Below are 18,210 nucleotides of genomic sequence, written 5' to 3' on the forward strand. Positions count from 1 at the left end.
AGCAGACTAATTCAGTCTCTGTTTTTAACTTGACCCATGAACGCGGACTCGGTAAGTCCGTGTTCATGGCACATATCACCACCAGCGTCGAATATGGCATCCATTGCCTGCTGCTGCTCGTCGGCAACGAAGACCGGCCGATGAGCAGCCGCGATCTTGCCGAATTGCAGGGCGTTTCCGCCAGCTTCCTCGCCAAGATCTTCCCGAAGCTGGAAAAGGCCGGAATCGTGAAGGCCTGCGAGGGCGTGCGCGGCGGCTACCTGCTGGCGCGGCCGGCCGACGCGATCACCTTCCTCAATATCGTCGATGCCATCGAGGGTGCCAAGCCGCTGTTCGACTGCCAGGAAGTGCGCGGCCGCTGCGCCGTGTTCGGCGGCGATGCGCCCGGCTGGGCATTGGACGGCGTCTGCGCGATCCATGCGGTGATGCTGCAGGCGGAAAAGGCCATGCGCGATGCGCTGGCCGCGCAGACGCTCGGCGCCGTCGCCGGGCGCTTCGGCCGCAAGGCTCCACCCGAATTCTTTTCCGAAGTCAGCACCTGGATCGACGGACGCCTGACCGGCCGCACCGCGAAGAGCGGCAGGCCGGCGCGCGACGTGCCAGACTGAGACCGGCCAGACTGAGACGAGTTCGGCCGGGCGGGCACGCCCGCGCGGTGCCCGCCCCCTTCCCCACCTGAACGTCTTTTCTCGGCCCCCCTGCCGGGCCGCGCCGGGAAAGCGCCTGCACGCCATCCCTCTGCGGCGTCGCGGGACGATGAAGCGCGCCCGGCAAAAAGCAACAGAAGGAGAAATGCCATGACCCAGAAGATCGTGATTGCCGGAACCGGATTTGCCGGTGTCTGGGCAGCCCTTTCCGCCAGCCGCGCCATCGCGCTTGCCGGCAGGCAGCAGGACGTCGAGGTGATCGTCGTCTCGCCCGCCCCCACCCTCGTCATTCGCCCACGCCTTTACGAAGCCGTGCTCGACAACATGAATCCCGATGTCGGCGCGCTGCTCGCCGCCGTGGGCGCACGGCACCTTGCCGGACGCGTCGAAACCATCGATGTCAACAGTCGCACCGTCACCGTGGCGCGGAGCGACGGGGAACGCGAAACGATCGCCTATGACCGCTTCGTTCTCGCCGCTGGCAGCCAGCTGTTCCGCCCGGACGTTCCCGGCCTTGACCGCCACGCGTTCGATACCGACCAGTTCGCCACCGCCCACGCGCTGGACGTGCAGCTGAAGGCACTGCCTGGCGAGCCCGAGACGGAGGCGCGCAATACCGTCGTCGTCGCCGGCGGCGGGCTGACCGGCTTCGAAGCGGCCACGGAAATGCCGATCCGGCTGCGCGCCGCGCTGGGCGACAAGGCAAACTTCCGCGTCATCCTGATCGACACGGCGGATCGCCCCGGCGGATCGCTTGGGGACGAGGCGCAGCCCCATCTCGCCGAAGCGCTGGCCTTCACCGGCGTCGAAACGCGGACGGGCGTGCGGGTCACCGCGATCGAGGCGGACGCCGTGGTCCTCTCCTCCGGCGAACGGATCGCGACCAATACCGTCGTGTGGACCGCGGGCATGCGCGCCAGTCCGCTGGCGGCGCAGATCCCCGGCGAACATGACGCGATCGGCCGCGTCGTCGGCGATGCCTATCTGCGCGCGCCTGCCGCGCCGGGCGTCTTCGTGACGGGCGATACGGTGCACGCCGGTACGGACGATGACGGCAATGTCGCCCCGATGTCGTGCCAGCACGCGCTGAGCCTGGGGCGCGTGGCGGGGCACAACGCCGCCGCCGAACTGGTCGGCCTGCCGCTGCATCCCTATAGCCAGCCCAAGTACGTGACCTGTATCGACCTAGGCGACTGGGGCGCGCTCTACACCGAAGGCTGGGACCGGCAGGTGCGGATCACGCGCGAAGCGGCCAAGGCGATCAAGCAGGAGATCAACCGCGTGTGGATCTACCCGCCCGCAGCCGATCGCGACGCCGTGTTCGCCGTCGCCAATCCCGACTACGTGATCGTCCCCTGATGTCCGGAAGCCGGCGGTATTCCACGGATGCCGCCGGCCCCATCCCGAAGGCCCCGGCCCGATGGCAGGCTATGGCGCGATATTCCCGGTCAGGGCATTGAGCCGCCATGCCGCCACGGTCTGCATACCCTCCGCCTGCAGCAGGGCGGCTTCGGCCTCGATGGCTTCGCGTTCGGCGTCGAGCACGGCCAGCGGCGGCTTCGCGCCCACGCGCGCTTCCAGTTGAGTCCCGCGCAGCGCTTCCGTGGCCGCATCGCGGCGCAGCCGGGAAGCCTCTGTCATGCGCCGCGCGGTCGCAAGACCCTGCCACGCATCGATCACCATGCCCGCAAGCCCTTGTTCGGCCTGACGCAACCGGGCCTCGCTGGCATCGAGATCGGCATCCGCGGCACGGACCTGCGACGATACGCGCCCACCCGCCCACAGGGTCCAGCGGCCCCTGATGCCCACGGCGACCGTATCGGCCTTGTAGCCGGGGAAGAACTGGTCGCGCACATGCCCGGCTTCGGCAAAGGCACCCACCGTCGGCATGCCCTCGGCCCGTGCCGAACGGGTGCCGGCCCGCGCGACATCGACGCCCGCCTGGGCCTGGCGAAGCGCGGGATTGGACGCGCGGGCCATGTCCATGGCTTCGTCGAGCGTCGGCGGCACGGCAGGCGGCTCGGCAAGCGGCGCCAGATCGCCCGCCGGCTTCCCGGTAAGACGCTGGTAGGCCGCTTCCGCCGACATCCGCCGGCCTTGCGCCTGCGCGAAACCCGCATCGGCTTCGGCCTTCCTGGCCCGCGCCTGGGCGAGGTCCGAACTCGCGATTTCGCCCGCCCGGAAGCGCAGTCCCGCCTGGCGTTCCGTTTCCGTCAGTTCCTCGACAAGCTGACCATAGCGCGCCTCGAGCTTTCGCGCCGTCAGCACCTCGGTATAGGTGCCGACAGCCGTGACGATGGTCTGCAGCCGCGCCTGTTCGGCGCCGAAGTGCGCCATCGCCGCGCCGCCGCGCGCCTGATCGATGGCGGACGACACCCGCCCACCCGCATAGAGCGGCAGTTCCGCCGTGGCCTGCAGGGCCAGCGGATTCACATTGTCCGCCGTGATCCCGAAAAAGCCGCCGTTGTCGATCCGGCCCGCGCCATAGGACCCTTCGACCCGCAGGAGCGGGTTGCTTTCCGCCCGCGCCCGATCCAGCCGGGCTTTCGCCGCCGCCTCGCCCGCATTGGCCTCGGCCAGCACGGGTGCGTTGGCGAGGGCATCGGCGACGGCGGCGGCGAGGTCCTGCGCCATGGCTGGGGGTACGGCCACGGCGCAGGAGAGCAGACAGGACAGCGGCAAGGATAGGGCCGGGGACAGGGAGGAGAGCAACCTGGGCGGCATCAGGCGGGGCATGTCACACCTGCGTCAGTTGAAGGAGCTGCCGGGCCTGATCCCCAGCTTCTTGAAGATCATGGCCGCAGGGCAAAAGCCGGTGAAGCTGGCCTGAAACATGTTCGCGCCGGCAAAGGCCGTCAGCCAGAGGAAGCCGGGGTGAACCCAATGGGCTAGGGCAAGACTGGCGAGCACGACCACTCCGGCGAAACGGAAAACCGCTGAATCAAGCGTCATCGCACCTCTCTCTTATTTGAAACGCAGCTTGCGGATGCCGAGCGCGTGCATGGCCAGCTTTTCGTAGAACGGCTCGCTGGTGCCGCGACGGACCTTGTGCAGGAAGTATTTCTCGAACCCGATCTTGGCGAGGTGCACCCACTTCCCGCTTGACGACCAGTTGAGATTGCGCGGCGGAATCTGCGGCTGGGCGACGAAGGCAACCCCGCCATCGCCGAAGTCGGCAAGGCACACGGCGTTCCAGGTCGCTTCCTCGACCGGCTCCTTGCCAGCCAGTTCGAGCGCAAGGTTCCGCGCGATCGCGGTGACCATCGATTCGATCATGAACCCGGTCTTGGGCACGCCCACCGGCACCGGCGTGGGGCCGACGGGCGGAATCGCCACGCATACGCCCAGCGAATAGACGTTGCGGAACGTGGGATTGCGCTGGTGCTTGTCGGCAAGGATGAAGCCGCGCGGATTGGTCAGCCCCTCGATCCCCTGCACGGCGGCAACGCCGCGAAAGGCCGGCAGGATCATCGAATAGCCGAAAGGCAGCGCATGGGCCGACCTGACCGAGCCGTCGTCCGCCACCTCTTCCACATGCATCGTGCCCTCTTCCACCTTGGTGATGCGGGCGCTGGTGACCCACTTGATGTGCCGATCGCGCAGTTCGCTCTCCAGCAGCGTCTTGGTGTCGCCCACCCCGTCGAGCCCGAGATGGCCGACATAGGGTTCCGGGCTGACGTAGGTCATCGGCACCTGATCGCGGATCTTGCGGCGGCGCAGTTCGGTATCGAGGATGAGGGCGAATTCGTAAGCCGGGCCGTAGCAGGAAGCGCCTTGCGCCGCACCGACCACGATCGGCCGGGGGTTTTCGCAGAAGCGGTCGAAGGCGTCGGCCGCGTGGGCCGCGTGGTCGGTGCGGCAGACCGACTGGGTGAAACCATCGGGGCCGAGGCCCTCGATTTCATCGAACGCCAGTTCGGGGCCGGTCGCGATAACCAGATAGTCGTAAAGCAGCGAGGTTCCGTCGTTCAGCTCGACGCGGTTCTCGGCAGGGTGGACGCGACGCGCTCCGACGGAGGTGAACCCGATGCCTTTCCTGGCCATGATCGGCGGCAGATGCACCTTGATCGCGTCCGGTTCGCGCCACCGCACCGCAACCCACGGGTTCGACGGCACGAACCAGTAGTCGTCCTGGTCGTTGACCACCATGACCTGCGCCTTGCCCTTCACGGCATCGCGGATTTCATAGGCGGCGATGGTGCCCCCAAGCCCAGCACCCAGAACGATAATCTGCGGCAACGACATTGCTCATTCTCCCGTAAGCCGGCGGCGGGCTTGGACCCTCGCGGCGCTCACCCCGATCGACCGGATCACTCCAGGCGCTCTATGTATCGTTCTTGACTTATATAAGGTATTTAGGATATGAGCAAGTGATAATGTATTGAGGCTGTCGCCCAACGCCGCGCGCAGCCCGCTGGAGGAAGGCGCACGCCATGGTTTTCGGTTTCGGAACGAACAGGGACATGCGGGGACATCTGTTTGCTTTCGCCGCCATCGGCATGGCGACGTCGCTCGGCCTGCCTCTCGCCGGCTGCGCCGACCGCGGCGAGACGACGCAGACGGCGAAGGCCCCCGCCGGCCCTCGCCTCGCCCTTGCCATGCAGGACACCACGGCATGGCAGGACGTCAGTGCCGAAATCGCCACGGTCGATCAGGCGCAGGTGATGGCGCGCATCCCCGGCATCCTCAGCACGCTGACGGTCAAGGCGGGGGACACGGTTGCGAAAGGGCAGGCGATCGGCCGGATCGTCGATAGCCAGCTAGGGTTCCAGGCCGGCGCCTATGGCGCGCAGGCAGCGGCCGCGCAGGCGCAGGCGGCGCAGGCGGCGGCGGACCTCCAGCGCGTAAAGTTCCTCCACGACAACGGCGTCTATGCCAAGGCCCGGCTCGATCAGGCCCAGGCAGCGGCCAGCGCGGCGCAGGCGCAAGTCCGCGCCGCGCAAGCGCAGCAGGCCGCCGTGGGCGCGGTGGCGGGGCAAGGCACGGTTGTCGCGCCCACGGCTGGCAGGGTGCTGCGCGCCGACGTGCCCGCCGGCGCGCCGGTTGCCCCCGGCGTGGTCATCGCGGTGATCACCGCCGGGCCAACGATCGTCCGGCTCGAAATGCCCGAATCGCTCGCCGGCAAGGCCCATGCCGGATCGCGGGTGTCCGCGGCGGGCATGGGCGAAGGCCGGGTGATCAAGGTCTATCCGTCGGTCAACGCCGGCAAGGTGATGGCCGACGTCGACATGCCCGGCATCGACAACAGCCTGATCGGGCGGCGCGTGGCGGCGCGCGTCGAGATCGGGACGCGCAAGGCGCTGGTCGTCCCGGCCCGTTTCGTCACCACACGCTATGGCATCGATTACCTGACCGTTCTGGCCAAGGACGGCAGCGCAACCCAGGTTCCCGTCCAGACCGCGCCCGCCGAAAAGGCGGACAGGGTCGAAATCCTTTCTGGCGCCAATCCGGGCGACACGATCGTTGCGGACACGGGCAAGGGAGCCGACCGCAAATGAACCTGGGCATTTCCGGCAGGCTGACGCGCGCCACGATCCAGTCGCCGCTCACCCCCCTGTTCCTGCTCGCCGCGATCATCGTCGGCCTCATCGCCACGATCACGATCCCGCGCGAAGAGGAGCCGCAGATCAAGGTGCCGATGGTCGACATCATGGTCCAGGCGCCGGGGCTATCGGCCTCGCAGGCCGTGGAACTGGTGGCCAAGCCGCTGGAAACGATCGTCAAGAGCGTGGACGGCGTGGAGCACGTCTATACCCAGGCGCAGGACAACGGCGTGATGGTCACGGCGCGCTTCCTCGTCGGCTCCAACCCCGAAGACGCCGCGATCCGCATCAACGAGAAGATCGAGGCTAACAAGGATCGCATTCCCGTGGGCATTCCCGCGCCGCAAGTGACGGTGCGCGGGATCAACGACGTGCCCATCGTGGTGCTGACCCTGACGCCGAAGCCCGGCGCCGCCGGCCAATGGGACGATCAGGCACTGGCCGAACTGGCCGGCAAGCTCAGGACCGAGGTCGCCAAGGTCGATGACGTCGGCCTTACCTTCATTACCGGCGGCCAGCGCATGGCGCTGCGCGTGATCCCCGATCCGGCCAGGCTGGCCCTCTACCGCGTGCCTCTGGGCAACCTGATCGAAGCCGTCTCGCAGGCGAACCGCGCCTTCCCCGCGGGCACCGTGCGCGAAAACGGATCGGCCGCGCTCGTCGTGGCGGGGCAGACGCTCCGCGATGCGCAGGAGCTTTCCGCGCTGACCGTCCGCTCGGCAACGGGCGCCCCGGTCCTGCTGGGCGACGTGGCGCGCGTGGAACAGGCGCCGACGCAGGACCAGTCCCGTTCCTGGCGCTGGGCCAGGGCCGACACCAAGGACGGGAAAGGCGAATGGTCGATGGCGCCCGCCGTCAGCCTTGCCGTCGCCAAGCGGGCGGGCGCCAATGCAGTGACCGTGTCCGAACAGGTGGTGCAACGCATCGACACGCTCAGGGGCAAGCTGATCCCGGCTGGCGTCGATGTCGCCGTCACGCGCACCTACGGCGAAACCGCCAACGAAAAGGCCAACGAGCTGATCTTCCACCTCGCCCTGGCCACGGTATCGATCGTCATCCTGATCGGCTTCGCGATCGGTTGGCGCGAAGCCGGCGTGACGGCGATCGTCATTCCCACGACGATCATGCTGACCATGTTCGCCTCGAACGTGATGGGCTTCACGATCAACCGCGTCAGCCTGTTCGCCCTGATCTTCTCGATCGGCATTCTGGTCGACGACGCGATCGTCATGATCGAGAACATCGCCCGGCACTGGGGCATGCACGACGGCCGCGACCGCATCACCGCCGCGGTCGAGGCGGTTGCCGAAGTCGGCAACCCGACGGTCATCGCCACGCTGACCGTCGTTGCCGCGCTTTTGCCGATGCTGTTCGTGTCGGGCCTGATGGGGCCGTACATGGCGCCGATCCCGATCAACGCCTCCGCCGCGATGATCTTCTCCTTCTTCGTCGCCGTCATCATCGCGCCCTGGCTGATGATTCGCTTCGCGCGCCAGACGCTGTCGCAGGGCCACGGGAACGAACACGGGGGCAAGCTGGGCGCGCTCTACAAGCGCTATGCCGCCCGCGTCATCGCCACGCCGCAAAGCGCCAAGCGCTTCCTGATCGGCGTGGGCGTGGCCACCCTCGTCGCCTGCTCGATGTTCTACTTCAAGGCCGTGACCGTGAAGCTGCTGCCCTTCGACAACAAGAGCGAGGTCCAGCTCGTTGCCGACCTGCCCGAAGGCACCAGCCTGGAAATGACGTCGCGCGTGCTGGAGCAGGCGGCGGCCGTGGCGCGCGGCGTGCCCGAAGTCGTGTCGATGGAAGCCTATGCCGGCACGTCCGCGCCGTTCAACTTCAACGGGCTGGTGCGGCACTACTTCCTGCGCAACCAGCCCGAAATGGGCGACCTGATGGTCACGCTTCTGCCCAAGGGCGACCGCTCGCGCTCAAGCCACGAGATCGCGGTGGCGCTGCGCGAGAAGCTCCGGGCCATTCCCCTGCCGGCGGGCGGGTCGCTCAAGGTGGTAGAAACGCCGCCGGGGCCGCCGGTGCTCGCCACCTTGCTCGCCGAAATCTACGGCCCCGACGAGGCAACGCGGCAAAAGACGGCGAAGCAGGTGGAGACGATCTTCCGGTCGGTGCCTTATATCGTCGATGTGGACAACAGCTTCGGCGCGCCCCGGCCCACGCTGAAACTGATCCCTGACCGCGCGAAGCTCGATCACTACGGCCTGTCCGAACGCCAGCTCTTTGACAGCATCGGGGCACTGCTGGGCACACAGGTCGTCGGCTACGCTCCCCGCGCGGCCGATCACGATCCCTTGCCCATCGAGCTTTCGCTCGATCAATCGCAACGGTCATGGTCGTCGGCACTGGCGGCAACCCCCGTCGCGACGACGCCGTCCGGGCAGTTGATCGAGCTGGGCGAACTGGTCACCGCGAAGATGGTGCCGGGCGAACAAGCGATATTCCGGCGCGACGGGCGCGGAGCAACGATGGTCACGGCCGAACTCGCCGGGCGCTACGAAGCGCCGATCTATGGCATGCTGGCGGTTGACGATGCCATCGACAGCTTCGACTGGCAGGCGCACGGCCTGACCAGGCCCGACGTCATCCTGCACGGCCAGCCCGAGGACGAAAGCAGGCCGTCGCTGCTGTGGGACGGCGAATGGGAAATCACCTGGGTGACCTTTCGCGACATGGGCGGGGCGTTCATGGTCGCGCTACTGGGCATCTACGTGCTGGTCGTGGGCCAGTTTCGCAGCTTCACGATCCCGCTGGTGATCCTGACCCCGATCCCGCTGACTCTGGTCGGCATCGTGCTTGGCCACCTGCTGTTCCAGGCGCCGTTCACCGCCACGTCGATGATCGGCTTCATCGCGCTGGCCGGCATCATCGTGCGCAATTCGATCCTGCTCGTTGATTTCATCCGGCACACCCGATCGCCGGACAAGAGCCTGCGCCAGACCTTGCTGGAGGCCGGGATGATCCGCTTCAAGCCGATCGTGCTGACAGCGGCCGCGGCCATGATCGGCGCTTCGGTGATCCTGACCGATCCGATCTTCCAGGGCCTCGCCATCTCGCTGCTGTTCGGGCTGGCGTCCTCGACCCTGCTCACCGTCCTCGTGATTCCCGCGATCTACATCGTCCTGCGCGATGACGGCCATCCTCTGGCGGATTCTCCATCATGACACTGGCCGATCGTTCGGACCTCAAATCCAACGCCAACGCGATGGCGGCACGGCTGAAGCTGATGAGCCATCCGGAGCGCCTGCTGATGCTGTGCCGGATGGATGAGGGCGAGGTTTCGGTCAATGAACTGGTCGAGCTGTCGGGCCTGTCGCAATCCTCCGTCTCGCAACATCTGGCGCTGCTGCGGGACGAAGGCGCGGTCAGCACCCGGGGCGCCGCGCAGACCCGCTTCTACAGCCTGCGCGATCCCGTGGTGCGCGGGATCATCCATGCCTTGTGCGAACTTTGCGAACGGCACTGCGGCTGACGCTGGCCCCCGGACAATTCCGTAGCTGGACGCCGAAGCATGACGTTTCGCGCTGAAGATGCCATGATCGTTGCAGAAAGCAGGAAGGCAGCATCATGGTCACGCGCCGCGCGTTCGTATCGGGTTCGCTCAACGCCATCGTCGCGGCGGCCGTGCCGGCGCGGGTCTGGGCCGCCGCGCGCGGCGGGGTGGAAGTGGCCTACGTCAATGCGGCGGTGTGGACGGGAACGGGACCGGACGTGCGCACCGACGCCATCGGCGTGGCCGGCGGGCATATCGTCGCCATCGGCAAGGATGCGGTGCGCGCCGCGTCGAGCCCGCGCACGCAGGTCATCGACCTGCAAGGCGCGTTCGTGACGCCGGGGCTGATCGATTGCCATACCCATTTCACCATCGGGTCGATGGCGCTGTCGCAACCCTCCCTGCGCGATGCGGCCACGCCCGACGAATTCGTGCAGCGGATCGCGCAGGCCGCGCGCGCGCTGCCCAAGGGCGAATGGCTGGAAGGCGGCAACTGGGATCAGGACCGCTGGGGCGGAAAGATGCCGACCCGCCAGTGGATCGACGCGGTAACGCCCGATACGCCCGTGGCGGTGATCCGCTATGACCTGCACATGATCCTGTGCAATTCGCTGGCGCTGAAGCTGGCGGGGATCGACCGCAACACCCCGGACATGCCCGGAGGCGTGATCCTGCGCGACGAAAGCGGGGAGCCGACCGGCATCGTCAAGGACGCGGCCAAGGATCTGGTTCTGCGCGCGATCGCGAAGCCGAGCGAGGCCCGGCTGGACGCCGCCCTGCGGCAGGGCATCGCCCTGGGCCTGAGCAAGGGCGTGACCGAAGTCCACGTGCCCGAACTCGACTGGTCCACCTTCGAGAACACCCGCCGCCTGCGCGCGCAGGGCGAAACGGGGATGCGCTTCTACAACTTCACGCCGCTGAAGGACTGGGAACGGCAGGCCGCCCTCGTCGCGCAGGAAGGGCGCGGCGATGACTGGGTGCGCTGGGGCGGGTGCAAGGTGGTGTTCGACGGATCGCTCGGTTCGCGCACCGCGCTGATGTATCTGCCCTATCTCGACGAACCGCACGCGCACGGCATCATGGTGACCGACCCCAAGGACCTGAAGGCCTGGATGACCGGCGCGGACAAGGCCGGGCTGCAGGTGACCGCCCATGCCATCGGCGACGAGGCGAACGACATCGTGCTGGACACGATGGCGGCGGTCACCACGGCCAACGGTGCGCGCGACCGGCGCTTCCGCGTCGAACATGCCCAGCACTTGCGCGAGGAAGCGATCGGACGGTTCGCCAAACAGGGCGTGATCGCCTCGATGCAGCCCTACCACGCGATTGACGACGGGCGCTGGGCGGTGCGGCGCGTCGGCCCCGAGCGGCTGCGCACCAGCTTCGCGGTCGGGTCCATGGTGCGCTCGGGCGCGCACGTCTGCTTCGGGTCCGACTGGCCGGTGGCGCCGCTCGATCCACTGACCGGCATCTACGCGGCGGTGACGCGCGAGACGATCGACGGGCTCAACCCGCATGGCTGGTATCCCGAACAGCGCATCACGATGGCCCAGGCGCTGCGGGGCTATACCCGCGAAGCGGCCTACGCGGGCCGGGTGGAGCGGCAACGCGGCGCGATCATGCCCGGAATGCAGGCCGATTTCGCGGTGTTCGACCGCGACCTGTTCCGGATCGATCCGGAAACGATCCCCCAGGTCAAGGTGCTGCGCACCGTGGTGGGCGGCAAACAGCGCTTCGGATAGAGCGGAACGCCACTAACCCGCTTCGTCATTGCGAGCGTAGCGAAGCAATCTAGGGCCGCGCGTACCGCCCTGGATTGCCGCGGGGCTTCGCCCCTCGCAATGACGAACGATGCCGGATCCTCAGCGGCGCAGCAGCGCCACGCCGATCGGCGCCACGGACAGGGCGAGGCCCAGCGCGGCGGCGGCATCTTCCCAGCCATCGCCGGTCAGGCCGATGACCAGCCCGACAAAGCTGACGAGGGCGATCGCCGCGATCGGCATGAGCGGGTGGCGCGTCATGCCGCGCGGCTCCGGCGCGCGGCGCGCGGCTTGCGCAGCCACAGGTAGAGACCGCTGCCCAGCACGACGATGCTCACGAGGTCGAGCACCGCCCACAGCAGCTTCATCGCCATGCCGCCATAATCGCCGAAGTGCAGTGGCTGCGCGAGCAGCAGCGCCTTCATGTACCAGGGCATCGGGGCCACGCCATCGACCTTGCCGGTGCGCGCATCGACCATGACCGGCGTCAGCAGCTTCGCGGTCAGCGGCGTTGCGCCCTGCAGATAGACGGCCAGATGATCGCGGCTGCTGAAGGCCGCGCCGGGAAAGGCGATGAACTGTACGCGCATCCCCGGCACGGCCGCCTGCGCGTTGCGCAGCGCCTGGTCGGCAATGCCGGGGCGATAGGGCGCGATCGGCCCGGCACGGTCGCGCGCCAGATGGGCCAGCGCATCGGCGCGCCACCACGCCGTGATCGGCTCGGCCAGGGTGTTGATCGTGCCGGTCAGCCCCACCACCAGCGCCCAGGCGAGCGTGACGCCGCCGATCAGGTTGTGCCAGTCGAGCCAGCGCGTGCGCGCCGTCTTGGCCTTGCGCACGCTGGCGAAGCCCGCCTTGCGCGCGAACGGGGCGTACAGCACGACGCCCGAAACGAGCGCCAGCACGAAACACAGGCCGATCGCGCCGACGAAGTATTCACCCACCGTGCCCAGCAGCAGGTCCTTGTGAAGATCGAGCACCACGTCCATCACCCCGCCGCCGGGCGCTTCGCCCTGCGGCGGCGCGGCGGTGCGCCGGTCGATCGGGTGGAAGCGCATGGCCGTCTCCGGCGCATCGCCGACCGGACCGCTGGTAAGGTTCACCACCGGACGATCCTCGTCGAAGCTGAGGTAGATCGGCACGGCGCCCGGCTCCAGCGCAAGCGCGGCGGCGATCGCGCGGTCGAGCGTGACCAGTTCGGCATCGTTCCAGCGTTCGATCCGTTCCGGTTTGCCGATGCCGTCGATCTCGTCGTGAAACACCAGCGGCAGGCCGGTGAGTGCCAGGATCAGCATGAACAGCGTGCAGATCAGGCTGGACCAGGTATGCACCTTGCTCCAGGCGCGCAGCGTGGCGGGCTTCATCGCGCAGCCGCCCCGGATGACTCTTCGCGCCACCACGGCGCGGGCGGGCTTTCGCCGTCCCGCGCCAGCGTGGTGCCGTCGAACGCGATGCCGCCCCGCAGCACCAGCGCGATGCGCCGGGCGTTGGCGATGTCGGCCCGCGGATCGGCATCGAGCACCACCAGATCGGCGAGCTTGCCGGGCGTCACGCTGCCCAGATCATCCGGTCGGCCGATGATCGCGGCATTGTCGATCGTGGCCATTTCCAGCGCCTCCTGCGGGCTGGCGCCGCCCGCGACGAACGCGGCCATTTCCCAGTGGACGCCGATGCCCTGCATCTCGCCATGGCTGCCCACGCCGACCAGCGTGCCGGCGCGACGCAGTCGCATCGCGTCTTCGGCAAAGCGCCGCCAGGTCTGCCATTCGGGCGGCGTCCAGTGCCGATCGCGCAGCTTGGCGGCCAGCACGAACGGCGGGGTGAACCGGCGCAGGCGCGGATCGTCCTGCGGGCGATCGTTCTGGATATCGGCGAACAGCATCGGTGCGCCGCCGTAAAGCACGGTCAGCGTCGGCGTGTAGGCGATGCCGCTGGCGGCGAAGAGACGGATCACGTCATCGTGGATCGGCGTGACCGGCAGGTTGTGCTCGTTGCCGGAAAAGCCGTCGATGGCGTGAGTCAGTTCCAGCATGAAATCCGCCGCGCCTTCGGTGGTGGGCATCATCCCCAGCTTGCGCGATGCCGCCGCCATGTATTGCCGTGCGGCCCGGTCGCCGACCATGTAGCTCTTGATGTTGCGCGTGCGGTAGGCGTCGCGATAGCGCGTCAGCACCTGTTCGGCCACGGCTTGCGAGGTGATGGCGCTGTTCACGAACACGCCGGGACCGGTGCTGAACAGGCGCGGCCCCGTGGAAAGCCCGGCGTCCATCCGGTCGCCATAGGCGAAGATATCCGGCGTGAACGGCTGCACTTCCAGCACCGAGGTAACGCCATAGGCCAGCAGCGTGGGGAATTCCCAGTGCGTGCCATCGTGCACCCCGCGCGGGATCGGGAAGAAGTGGGCGTGCGCGTCGATCAGGCCGGGCATGACGAACTTGCCGTCCAGTTCGCGAACCCGCGCGCCGGCCGGAACCGGGATGGACCCGCGCGGGCCGATCGCGGCGATGCGGTCGCCCATGATCAGCAGGTCGGCGTTGGCGATGGTCCGGCCGTGGTCCATCGTCAGCACCGTCGCGCCGCGCAGCAGTTGCGCCTGCGCCGGCAGGGCGCGCGGCACGCGAACCGACAGATCGCGCGGGCTCGCGGCGGCTTCGGGGTCGGCTGCGGCCAGCGCCCCGGCCGAGGCGGCGTGACGCCAGAACGGCCCGACCGTCCACGACAGGCCATCGCCGTCCCAGCGCATCGTATCGGCACCGATCCGGGTGATCTGGCGGTGGCCGGGCACGGCGTCCATCAGGTTCACCGGCTTGGCATCGGCGGGCATCGGCAAAAGGTGCAGCTCGAACGCGGTGCGCGCCGCCAGCGTTCGCCCGTCAGGCGACAGGCGCAGTTCCTCGACCGGGCGCGGTTCCTTGACATATTGCCCCATTGCCCGGGCGACGACGGTCGCGCGCGCCACCAGCGCGCCGTCCGCCAGCACTTCCTTGAGCGCGCCGTCGGCCTGGACGAACAGGCGGCCATCGGCCGTCCGCTGCAGCGAGCGCAGGCCAGCGCCATGGCCGATGACCATCGCGGCGCCAGCGAGGGAAAGGCGCACCACGTCTACCGGCCACGACGGAGCCAGTTCATCCGGCGCGTGCAGGCGATCGAATTGCGCGGCACGCAGCGCGATCAGGCTTTTGCCGTCGCGATCCCACAGCGGTTCGGACCAGTAGGCGCCTTTTGGGCTGGCGGGGCGGGGCGCGCCGCCGGCGGCGTCGATCGTCCAGATTCCACCACCCTGCTCGGCGGTCCAGCGCAGGAAGGCCAGCGAGCGGCCGTCGGGCGACCAGGCCGGCTGGAAAGCGTTGCCGTCGAACAGCTTGCGCGGCGGGGCGTCGCCTTGCGCATCGGCGATGTAAAGCGCGCCCAGCGCGGTGAAAGCGATCCGCCGGCCGTCCGGCGACAGCGCGGCGCCTTCGGCCAGATGCGTCCGGACCTCGGCGCCGTCCTCCACCCGCTGGCGCACGCGGCTTTGCGGGGCAAGCGCCAGCCGCACCGGGGCGCGGAACGGGATCGCCTGCTGCTTTCCGGTCGCAAGATCGAGCCGTATGAAGCCGCCATCGCGCGCCATCACCATGGCCTTGCCGTCAGAGGTGAAGCGATAGCCCGGCGTGAGATCGTAGTAGTAGCCGCCTTCCTGCCCGTCATGGTCGATCGGCCAGGCGATCCAGCGATCCTCCCCGGTCGCGAGGTTGCGCAGGCGCAGGCCGGTTTCGCCGCCATCGCGCCGCGCGGCATAGGCCAGCAATCGCCCATCGGGCGAGAGCACCGGATGCATCCCGCCGGGAATCACCGTCTCGACCGCGCCGGTGGCGAGATCGCGACGCGCGATGGACCAGGTGGGCGGGTCCTTCTCGGTCCAGGTGTGGCCCAGCTTGGTCGCGTACCACACCGCCTTCCCGTCGGGCGACGGGGCCGCGCCCATGGCATTGATACGCTCGTCCCACCCCTCGTTGCCGCCGGGCTGGGCCGCCACGAGCAGCGCGGGCGGGCTGCCCTCGACGGGAACGCGCCACAATTCGAACGCCAGCACCGCGTGGACGGCCCGGCTGACATAGACGCTTTTCCCGTCCGGCGCCCAGGCCGGCGAGGTCATCAGGACGAGCGCGGTATCGTGCGTCAGTTGCCGTGCGTCGGTGCCGTCGCTGCGCGCGACCCACAGGTTGGTGACGCCCGACCGGTCGGAAATGAAGGCGATCCAGCGCCCGTCGGGCGAAGGCACCGGGTTGCGCTCGAAGGCAGGCCCGGCCAGCACGGCCTGCGCATCGCCGCCAGTGGCGGGCATCCGGTAGATGTCGCCCAGCAGATCGAACCACAGCCACGCGCCGTCCGGGGAAAGCGCCGGTTGTGCCCAGGTTGCCTCGGTCGCGTCATAGGCAAGTTGCCGGGCCTCTTCGGCGCGAAGAGGCCCGGCCACAAGAGCCAGCGTTGCCGCGATGAAGACGGCAACGCGGCGCATCAGAGCGACCAGTCGAGCCGCAGGCCCACCGTGCGCGGCCGCACGATCGATCCCGCCGGAGTCGCCTGCGACGTGAACGGCGCGTTGAGGATGCCGAACTTGTCGAACACGTTGTTGGCGAAGACCAGCACGCGCACCTTGTCCATCAGCGTTACCCCGGCGCGCAGGTCGATAATGTTGAAGTTGCCGCGCGTCGCCGTGTTGCCGAACGCGACGGGCGCCGACGACAGGTAACGGTGCGCCACTTCGAACGAGGGCTTGAACGCCACGTCCTCGAAATCGAACTTGAGGTTGTTCGCCACCGACCACTTCGACGAACCCGGCAGGACCGAGCCCGAGGCATAGCCGCCGCCGACCGCGAAGGTATCGGGCAGGAACGCGGTGAGGCGCGCGTCCTGCCGCGTTACGCTGGTGCTGAAGCTGGCGACCTTGGCAATCTGCCAGGTGGCCGCCAGTTCGCCACCGACCACGTTGGCGCTGCCGGCGTTCGAGACGTAGGAATAGTACGAAGGCGCCGGGCCGAACAGGCGGGCCTGGATGCCCTTCCAGTCGATGTTGAAGACGGTGGCTTCCACATAGAGCTTGCCGTCGAACGCGTGGAATTTCACGCCCGCTTCGTAGTTCTTCACCCGGTCGCTGTTGTACTTGACCGGAATGGTAGGCAGCAGGCCTGCGTTGGGGTTGATGCCCCCGACGCGATAGCCTTCCGAATAGGTGGCATAGGCCAGGAAGTCCTTGGTCGGACGGGCCGTGATGGTCACCTTGGGAGTGAAGCCGTCTTCCTTGTTGGACACGCGGCCGGTGGCATCGACCGGGCTGTAGCCGCCCGGATAGCCGCCCAGCGCGCCCGCCTGGTTGGTCACCGTGGCGTTGTACTTGTTCCAGAAATAGCGGCCGCCGAACGTGATCTCGATGCTGGGACGGATCGCGTAGCTCACTTCGCCGAACAGGCCGATATCCTCGTTGTAGGTATCGGATGCATAGCCATAGATGCGATCGCCCGGTGCCAGCACGCTGCCCGAAAAGCCGCCGAACGAGGCAGGGTTGGCGTTGATGTAAGCCGCCGCACCGTTCTGGAAGATCTGGTCGTAGCTGAACTTCTTGGCCGCCATGTAGCTGGCGCCGATCAGGTAGCGGAACGGCCCGTCACCCTTCGAGGCCAGACGGACTTCGGCGGTCTTGATGTTGGCATTGGCATTGCCCGCCGAATAGGCCGCACCCGATCCGGTGGTCACGCCCGTCACGTAGAAATAGGGGTACGAGAACTGGGTGAAATTGTGCTTTTCGACGATGGAACCGATGGCGGTGAGTTCCGCGCCGCCCAGATCCTGATCGAGCCGCAGCGAGTTCATCCAGAAGCGCGTCTTCTGCGGTTCGGCCCGCGCAGTGTTGCGGGTATAGGGATGGTCGAGATCGAGGTAGGTCTGATCCTCGAGATAGGTATCCTGCCACGAGGACAGATAGCTGATCTTGGTCGCGCTGGTCGGCGTCAGCACGATCGAGCCGCGCAGGCCCCGCGTGCGGAAATCGTTGCTGCCGCGCACGCCGGTGCCGGGATTGTCGAGATAGCCCGCATCAAAGCGCTGCAGCGCGACCAGGCGCACCGCCAGCTTGTCGGCAATCAGCGGCACGTTGACCATCGCCTTGGCCGCGTAGTTCACTTCGCCGTGCGAATTCTTGGTCGAACCGATCAGGCCCGATGCGGCCGCGTCGATCTTGCTCGTATCCGCGGTGTTGACCACGTAGTTGACCAGGCCGCCCAGCGTGGACGAGCCGAACAGCGTGCCCTGCGGGCCGCGCAGCACTTCCACGCGGTTGAGATCGAAGGTGTCCACATCGGGAATGCCGATCGGGAAGCCGGGTTCGACCAGCGGCACTTCGTTGAGGTAATAGCCGACCGTGGTCTGGCCCTGTTCGTGATAGGTCGTGGCCGAGATGCCACGGATGATCACTTCGGAAACGCCGGGCTGGTAATCGTTGAACACCACGCCGGGCAGGCGGGTGATGTAGTCCGACAGGCTTTGCGCGTTGGCGGCGGCCAGATCCTTGCCCGATACCGCGCTGGCGGCGATCGGCGTCTGGTCGAGCGCGATGGCGCGCTTGGTCGCGGTCACGACGATCGTGCCCAGGCCGTTATCAGCGGCATCTTCGGCGGCCAGCGCCGGCTCGGCGGCCATGGCCAGCATGGAAACGCCGGCAAGGCAGGCAAGGTGCAGTGTGGTCCTCATGTCTATTCCCCTCTGAATGTCAT

General features: G+C 67.9%; 13 protein-coding genes. 6 read left to right on the plus strand and 7 right to left on the minus strand.

Translation table 11 applies throughout. From position 1 onward, the window contains the following. Positions 1–65 precede the first annotated feature (65 nt). Together NMD1_RS03820 and NMD1_RS03825 are read left to right on the plus strand one after the other, a co-directional pair. Positions 66–608: an Rrf2 family transcriptional regulator gene (locus NMD1_RS03820; RefSeq protein ID WP_125953712.1), complete on the plus strand. Its 543-nt coding sequence runs from the start codon at positions 66–68 to the stop codon at positions 606–608. A 189-nt stretch (positions 609–797) separates the two neighbouring features. Continuing rightward, entirely contained in the window at positions 798–2,006 is a 1,209-nt protein-coding gene (locus NMD1_RS03825; RefSeq protein ID WP_125953713.1) for an NAD(P)/FAD-dependent oxidoreductase, read from the plus strand. 69 nt (positions 2,007–2,075) lie between these two features. On the opposite strand, the gene NMD1_RS03830 is transcribed toward NMD1_RS03825, so the two are convergent. The 3 genes from NMD1_RS03830 to NMD1_RS03840 all read right to left on the minus strand — a co-directional run bounded on the left by NMD1_RS03830 (position 2,076) and on the right by NMD1_RS03840 (position 4,892). Next, on the minus strand, positions 2,076–3,299 hold the full coding sequence (locus NMD1_RS03830; protein WP_233497332.1) for a TolC family protein: 1,224 nt from the start codon (positions 3,297–3,299) through the stop codon (positions 2,076–2,078). 96 nt (positions 3,300–3,395) lie between these two features. Further along, positions 3,396–3,599: a DUF2892 domain-containing protein gene (locus NMD1_RS03835; RefSeq protein ID WP_124808326.1), complete on the minus strand. Its 204-nt coding sequence runs from the start codon at positions 3,597–3,599 to the stop codon at positions 3,396–3,398. Between the two features lie 12 nt (positions 3,600–3,611). After that, positions 3,612–4,892, minus strand: coding sequence for an NAD(P)/FAD-dependent oxidoreductase (locus NMD1_RS03840; RefSeq protein ID WP_125953714.1), 1,281 nt, complete (start codon positions 4,890–4,892; stop codon positions 3,612–3,614). Positions 4,893–5,110: 218 nt separating this feature from the next. Between NMD1_RS03840 and NMD1_RS03845 the strand changes: the two genes are divergently transcribed. The 4 genes from NMD1_RS03845 (at position 5,111) to NMD1_RS03860 (ending at position 11,440) form a co-directional block, all read left to right on the plus strand. Next, on the plus strand, positions 5,111–6,145 hold the full coding sequence (locus NMD1_RS03845; RefSeq protein WP_125953715.1) for an efflux RND transporter periplasmic adaptor subunit: 1,035 nt from the start codon (positions 5,111–5,113) through the stop codon (positions 6,143–6,145). Beyond that, positions 6,142–9,366, plus strand: coding sequence for an efflux RND transporter permease subunit (locus NMD1_RS03850; protein ID WP_125953716.1), 3,225 nt, complete (start codon positions 6,142–6,144; stop codon positions 9,364–9,366). Before NMD1_RS03845 ends, NMD1_RS03850 begins: the two co-directional genes overlap by 4 nt. Then, complete coding sequence (locus NMD1_RS03855; RefSeq protein WP_125953717.1) at positions 9,363–9,674, plus strand: helix-turn-helix transcriptional regulator; 312 nt, start codon at positions 9,363–9,365, stop codon at positions 9,672–9,674. Before NMD1_RS03850 ends, NMD1_RS03855 begins: the two co-directional genes overlap by 4 nt. A gap of 95 nt (positions 9,675–9,769) precedes the next feature. Continuing rightward, positions 9,770–11,440: an amidohydrolase gene (locus tag NMD1_RS03860; RefSeq protein WP_125953718.1), complete on the plus strand. Its 1,671-nt coding sequence runs from the start codon at positions 9,770–9,772 to the stop codon at positions 11,438–11,440. A gap of 120 nt (positions 11,441–11,560) precedes the next feature. On the opposite strand, the gene NMD1_RS21180 is transcribed toward NMD1_RS03860, so the two are convergent. The 4 genes from NMD1_RS21180 to NMD1_RS03875 are packed head-to-tail and all read right to left on the minus strand — an operon-like array spanning position 11,561 to position 18,187. Continuing rightward, a complete protein-coding gene (locus NMD1_RS21180) occupies positions 11,561–11,719 on the minus strand; it encodes a hypothetical protein (RefSeq protein WP_158453904.1) in 159 nt (52 codons plus the stop codon). After that, the gene (locus tag NMD1_RS03865) at positions 11,716–12,822 is read right to left on the minus strand and encodes a PepSY domain-containing protein (RefSeq protein ID WP_125953719.1); all 1,107 of its coding nucleotides are present in this window, start codon (positions 12,820–12,822) and stop codon (positions 11,716–11,718) included. The genes NMD1_RS21180 and NMD1_RS03865 overlap by 4 nt, the downstream gene beginning before the upstream one ends. Continuing rightward, positions 12,819–15,959, minus strand: a complete 3,141-nt coding sequence (locus NMD1_RS03870) for an amidohydrolase family protein (RefSeq protein ID WP_125953720.1) — start codon at positions 15,957–15,959, stop codon at positions 12,819–12,821. Before NMD1_RS03870 ends, NMD1_RS03865 begins: the two co-directional genes overlap by 4 nt. Then, complete coding sequence (locus NMD1_RS03875; RefSeq protein ID WP_125953721.1) at positions 15,959–18,187, minus strand: TonB-dependent receptor; 2,229 nt, start codon at positions 18,185–18,187, stop codon at positions 15,959–15,961. Before NMD1_RS03875 ends, NMD1_RS03870 begins: the two co-directional genes overlap by 1 nt. Positions 18,188–18,210: the final 23 nt, after the last annotated feature.

The sequence above is a fragment of the Novosphingobium sp. MD-1 genome (assembly GCF_001014975.1).
Lineage (GTDB): Bacteria > Pseudomonadota > Alphaproteobacteria > Sphingomonadales > Sphingomonadaceae > Novosphingobium.

Coding starts and splice junctions, on each gene's coding strand:
- NMD1_RS03820 (WP_125953712.1), top strand. CDS start 66: ATGGCACATATCACCACCAGCGTCGAATATGGCATCCATTGCCTGCTG.
- NMD1_RS03825 (WP_125953713.1), top strand. CDS start 798: ATGACCCAGAAGATCGTGATTGCCGGAACCGGATTTGCCGGTGTCTGG.
- NMD1_RS03835 (WP_124808326.1), bottom strand. CDS start 3,599: ATGACGCTTGATTCAGCGGTTTTCCGTTTCGCCGGAGTGGTCGTGCTC.
- NMD1_RS03840 (WP_125953714.1), bottom strand. CDS start 4,892: ATGTCGTTGCCGCAGATTATCGTTCTGGGTGCTGGGCTTGGGGGCACC.
- NMD1_RS03845 (WP_125953715.1), top strand. CDS start 5,111: ATGCGGGGACATCTGTTTGCTTTCGCCGCCATCGGCATGGCGACGTCG.
- NMD1_RS03850 (WP_125953716.1), top strand. CDS start 6,142: ATGAACCTGGGCATTTCCGGCAGGCTGACGCGCGCCACGATCCAGTCG.
- NMD1_RS03855 (WP_125953717.1), top strand. CDS start 9,363: ATGACACTGGCCGATCGTTCGGACCTCAAATCCAACGCCAACGCGATG.
- NMD1_RS03860 (WP_125953718.1), top strand. CDS start 9,770: ATGGTCACGCGCCGCGCGTTCGTATCGGGTTCGCTCAACGCCATCGTC.
- NMD1_RS21180 (WP_158453904.1), bottom strand. CDS start 11,719: ATGACGCGCCACCCGCTCATGCCGATCGCGGCGATCGCCCTCGTCAGC.
- NMD1_RS03865 (WP_125953719.1), bottom strand. CDS start 12,822: ATGAAGCCCGCCACGCTGCGCGCCTGGAGCAAGGTGCATACCTGGTCC.
- NMD1_RS03870 (WP_125953720.1), bottom strand. CDS start 15,959: ATGCGCCGCGTTGCCGTCTTCATCGCGGCAACGCTGGCTCTTGTGGCC.
- NMD1_RS03875 (WP_125953721.1), bottom strand. CDS start 18,187: ATGAGGACCACACTGCACCTTGCCTGCCTTGCCGGCGTTTCCATGCTG.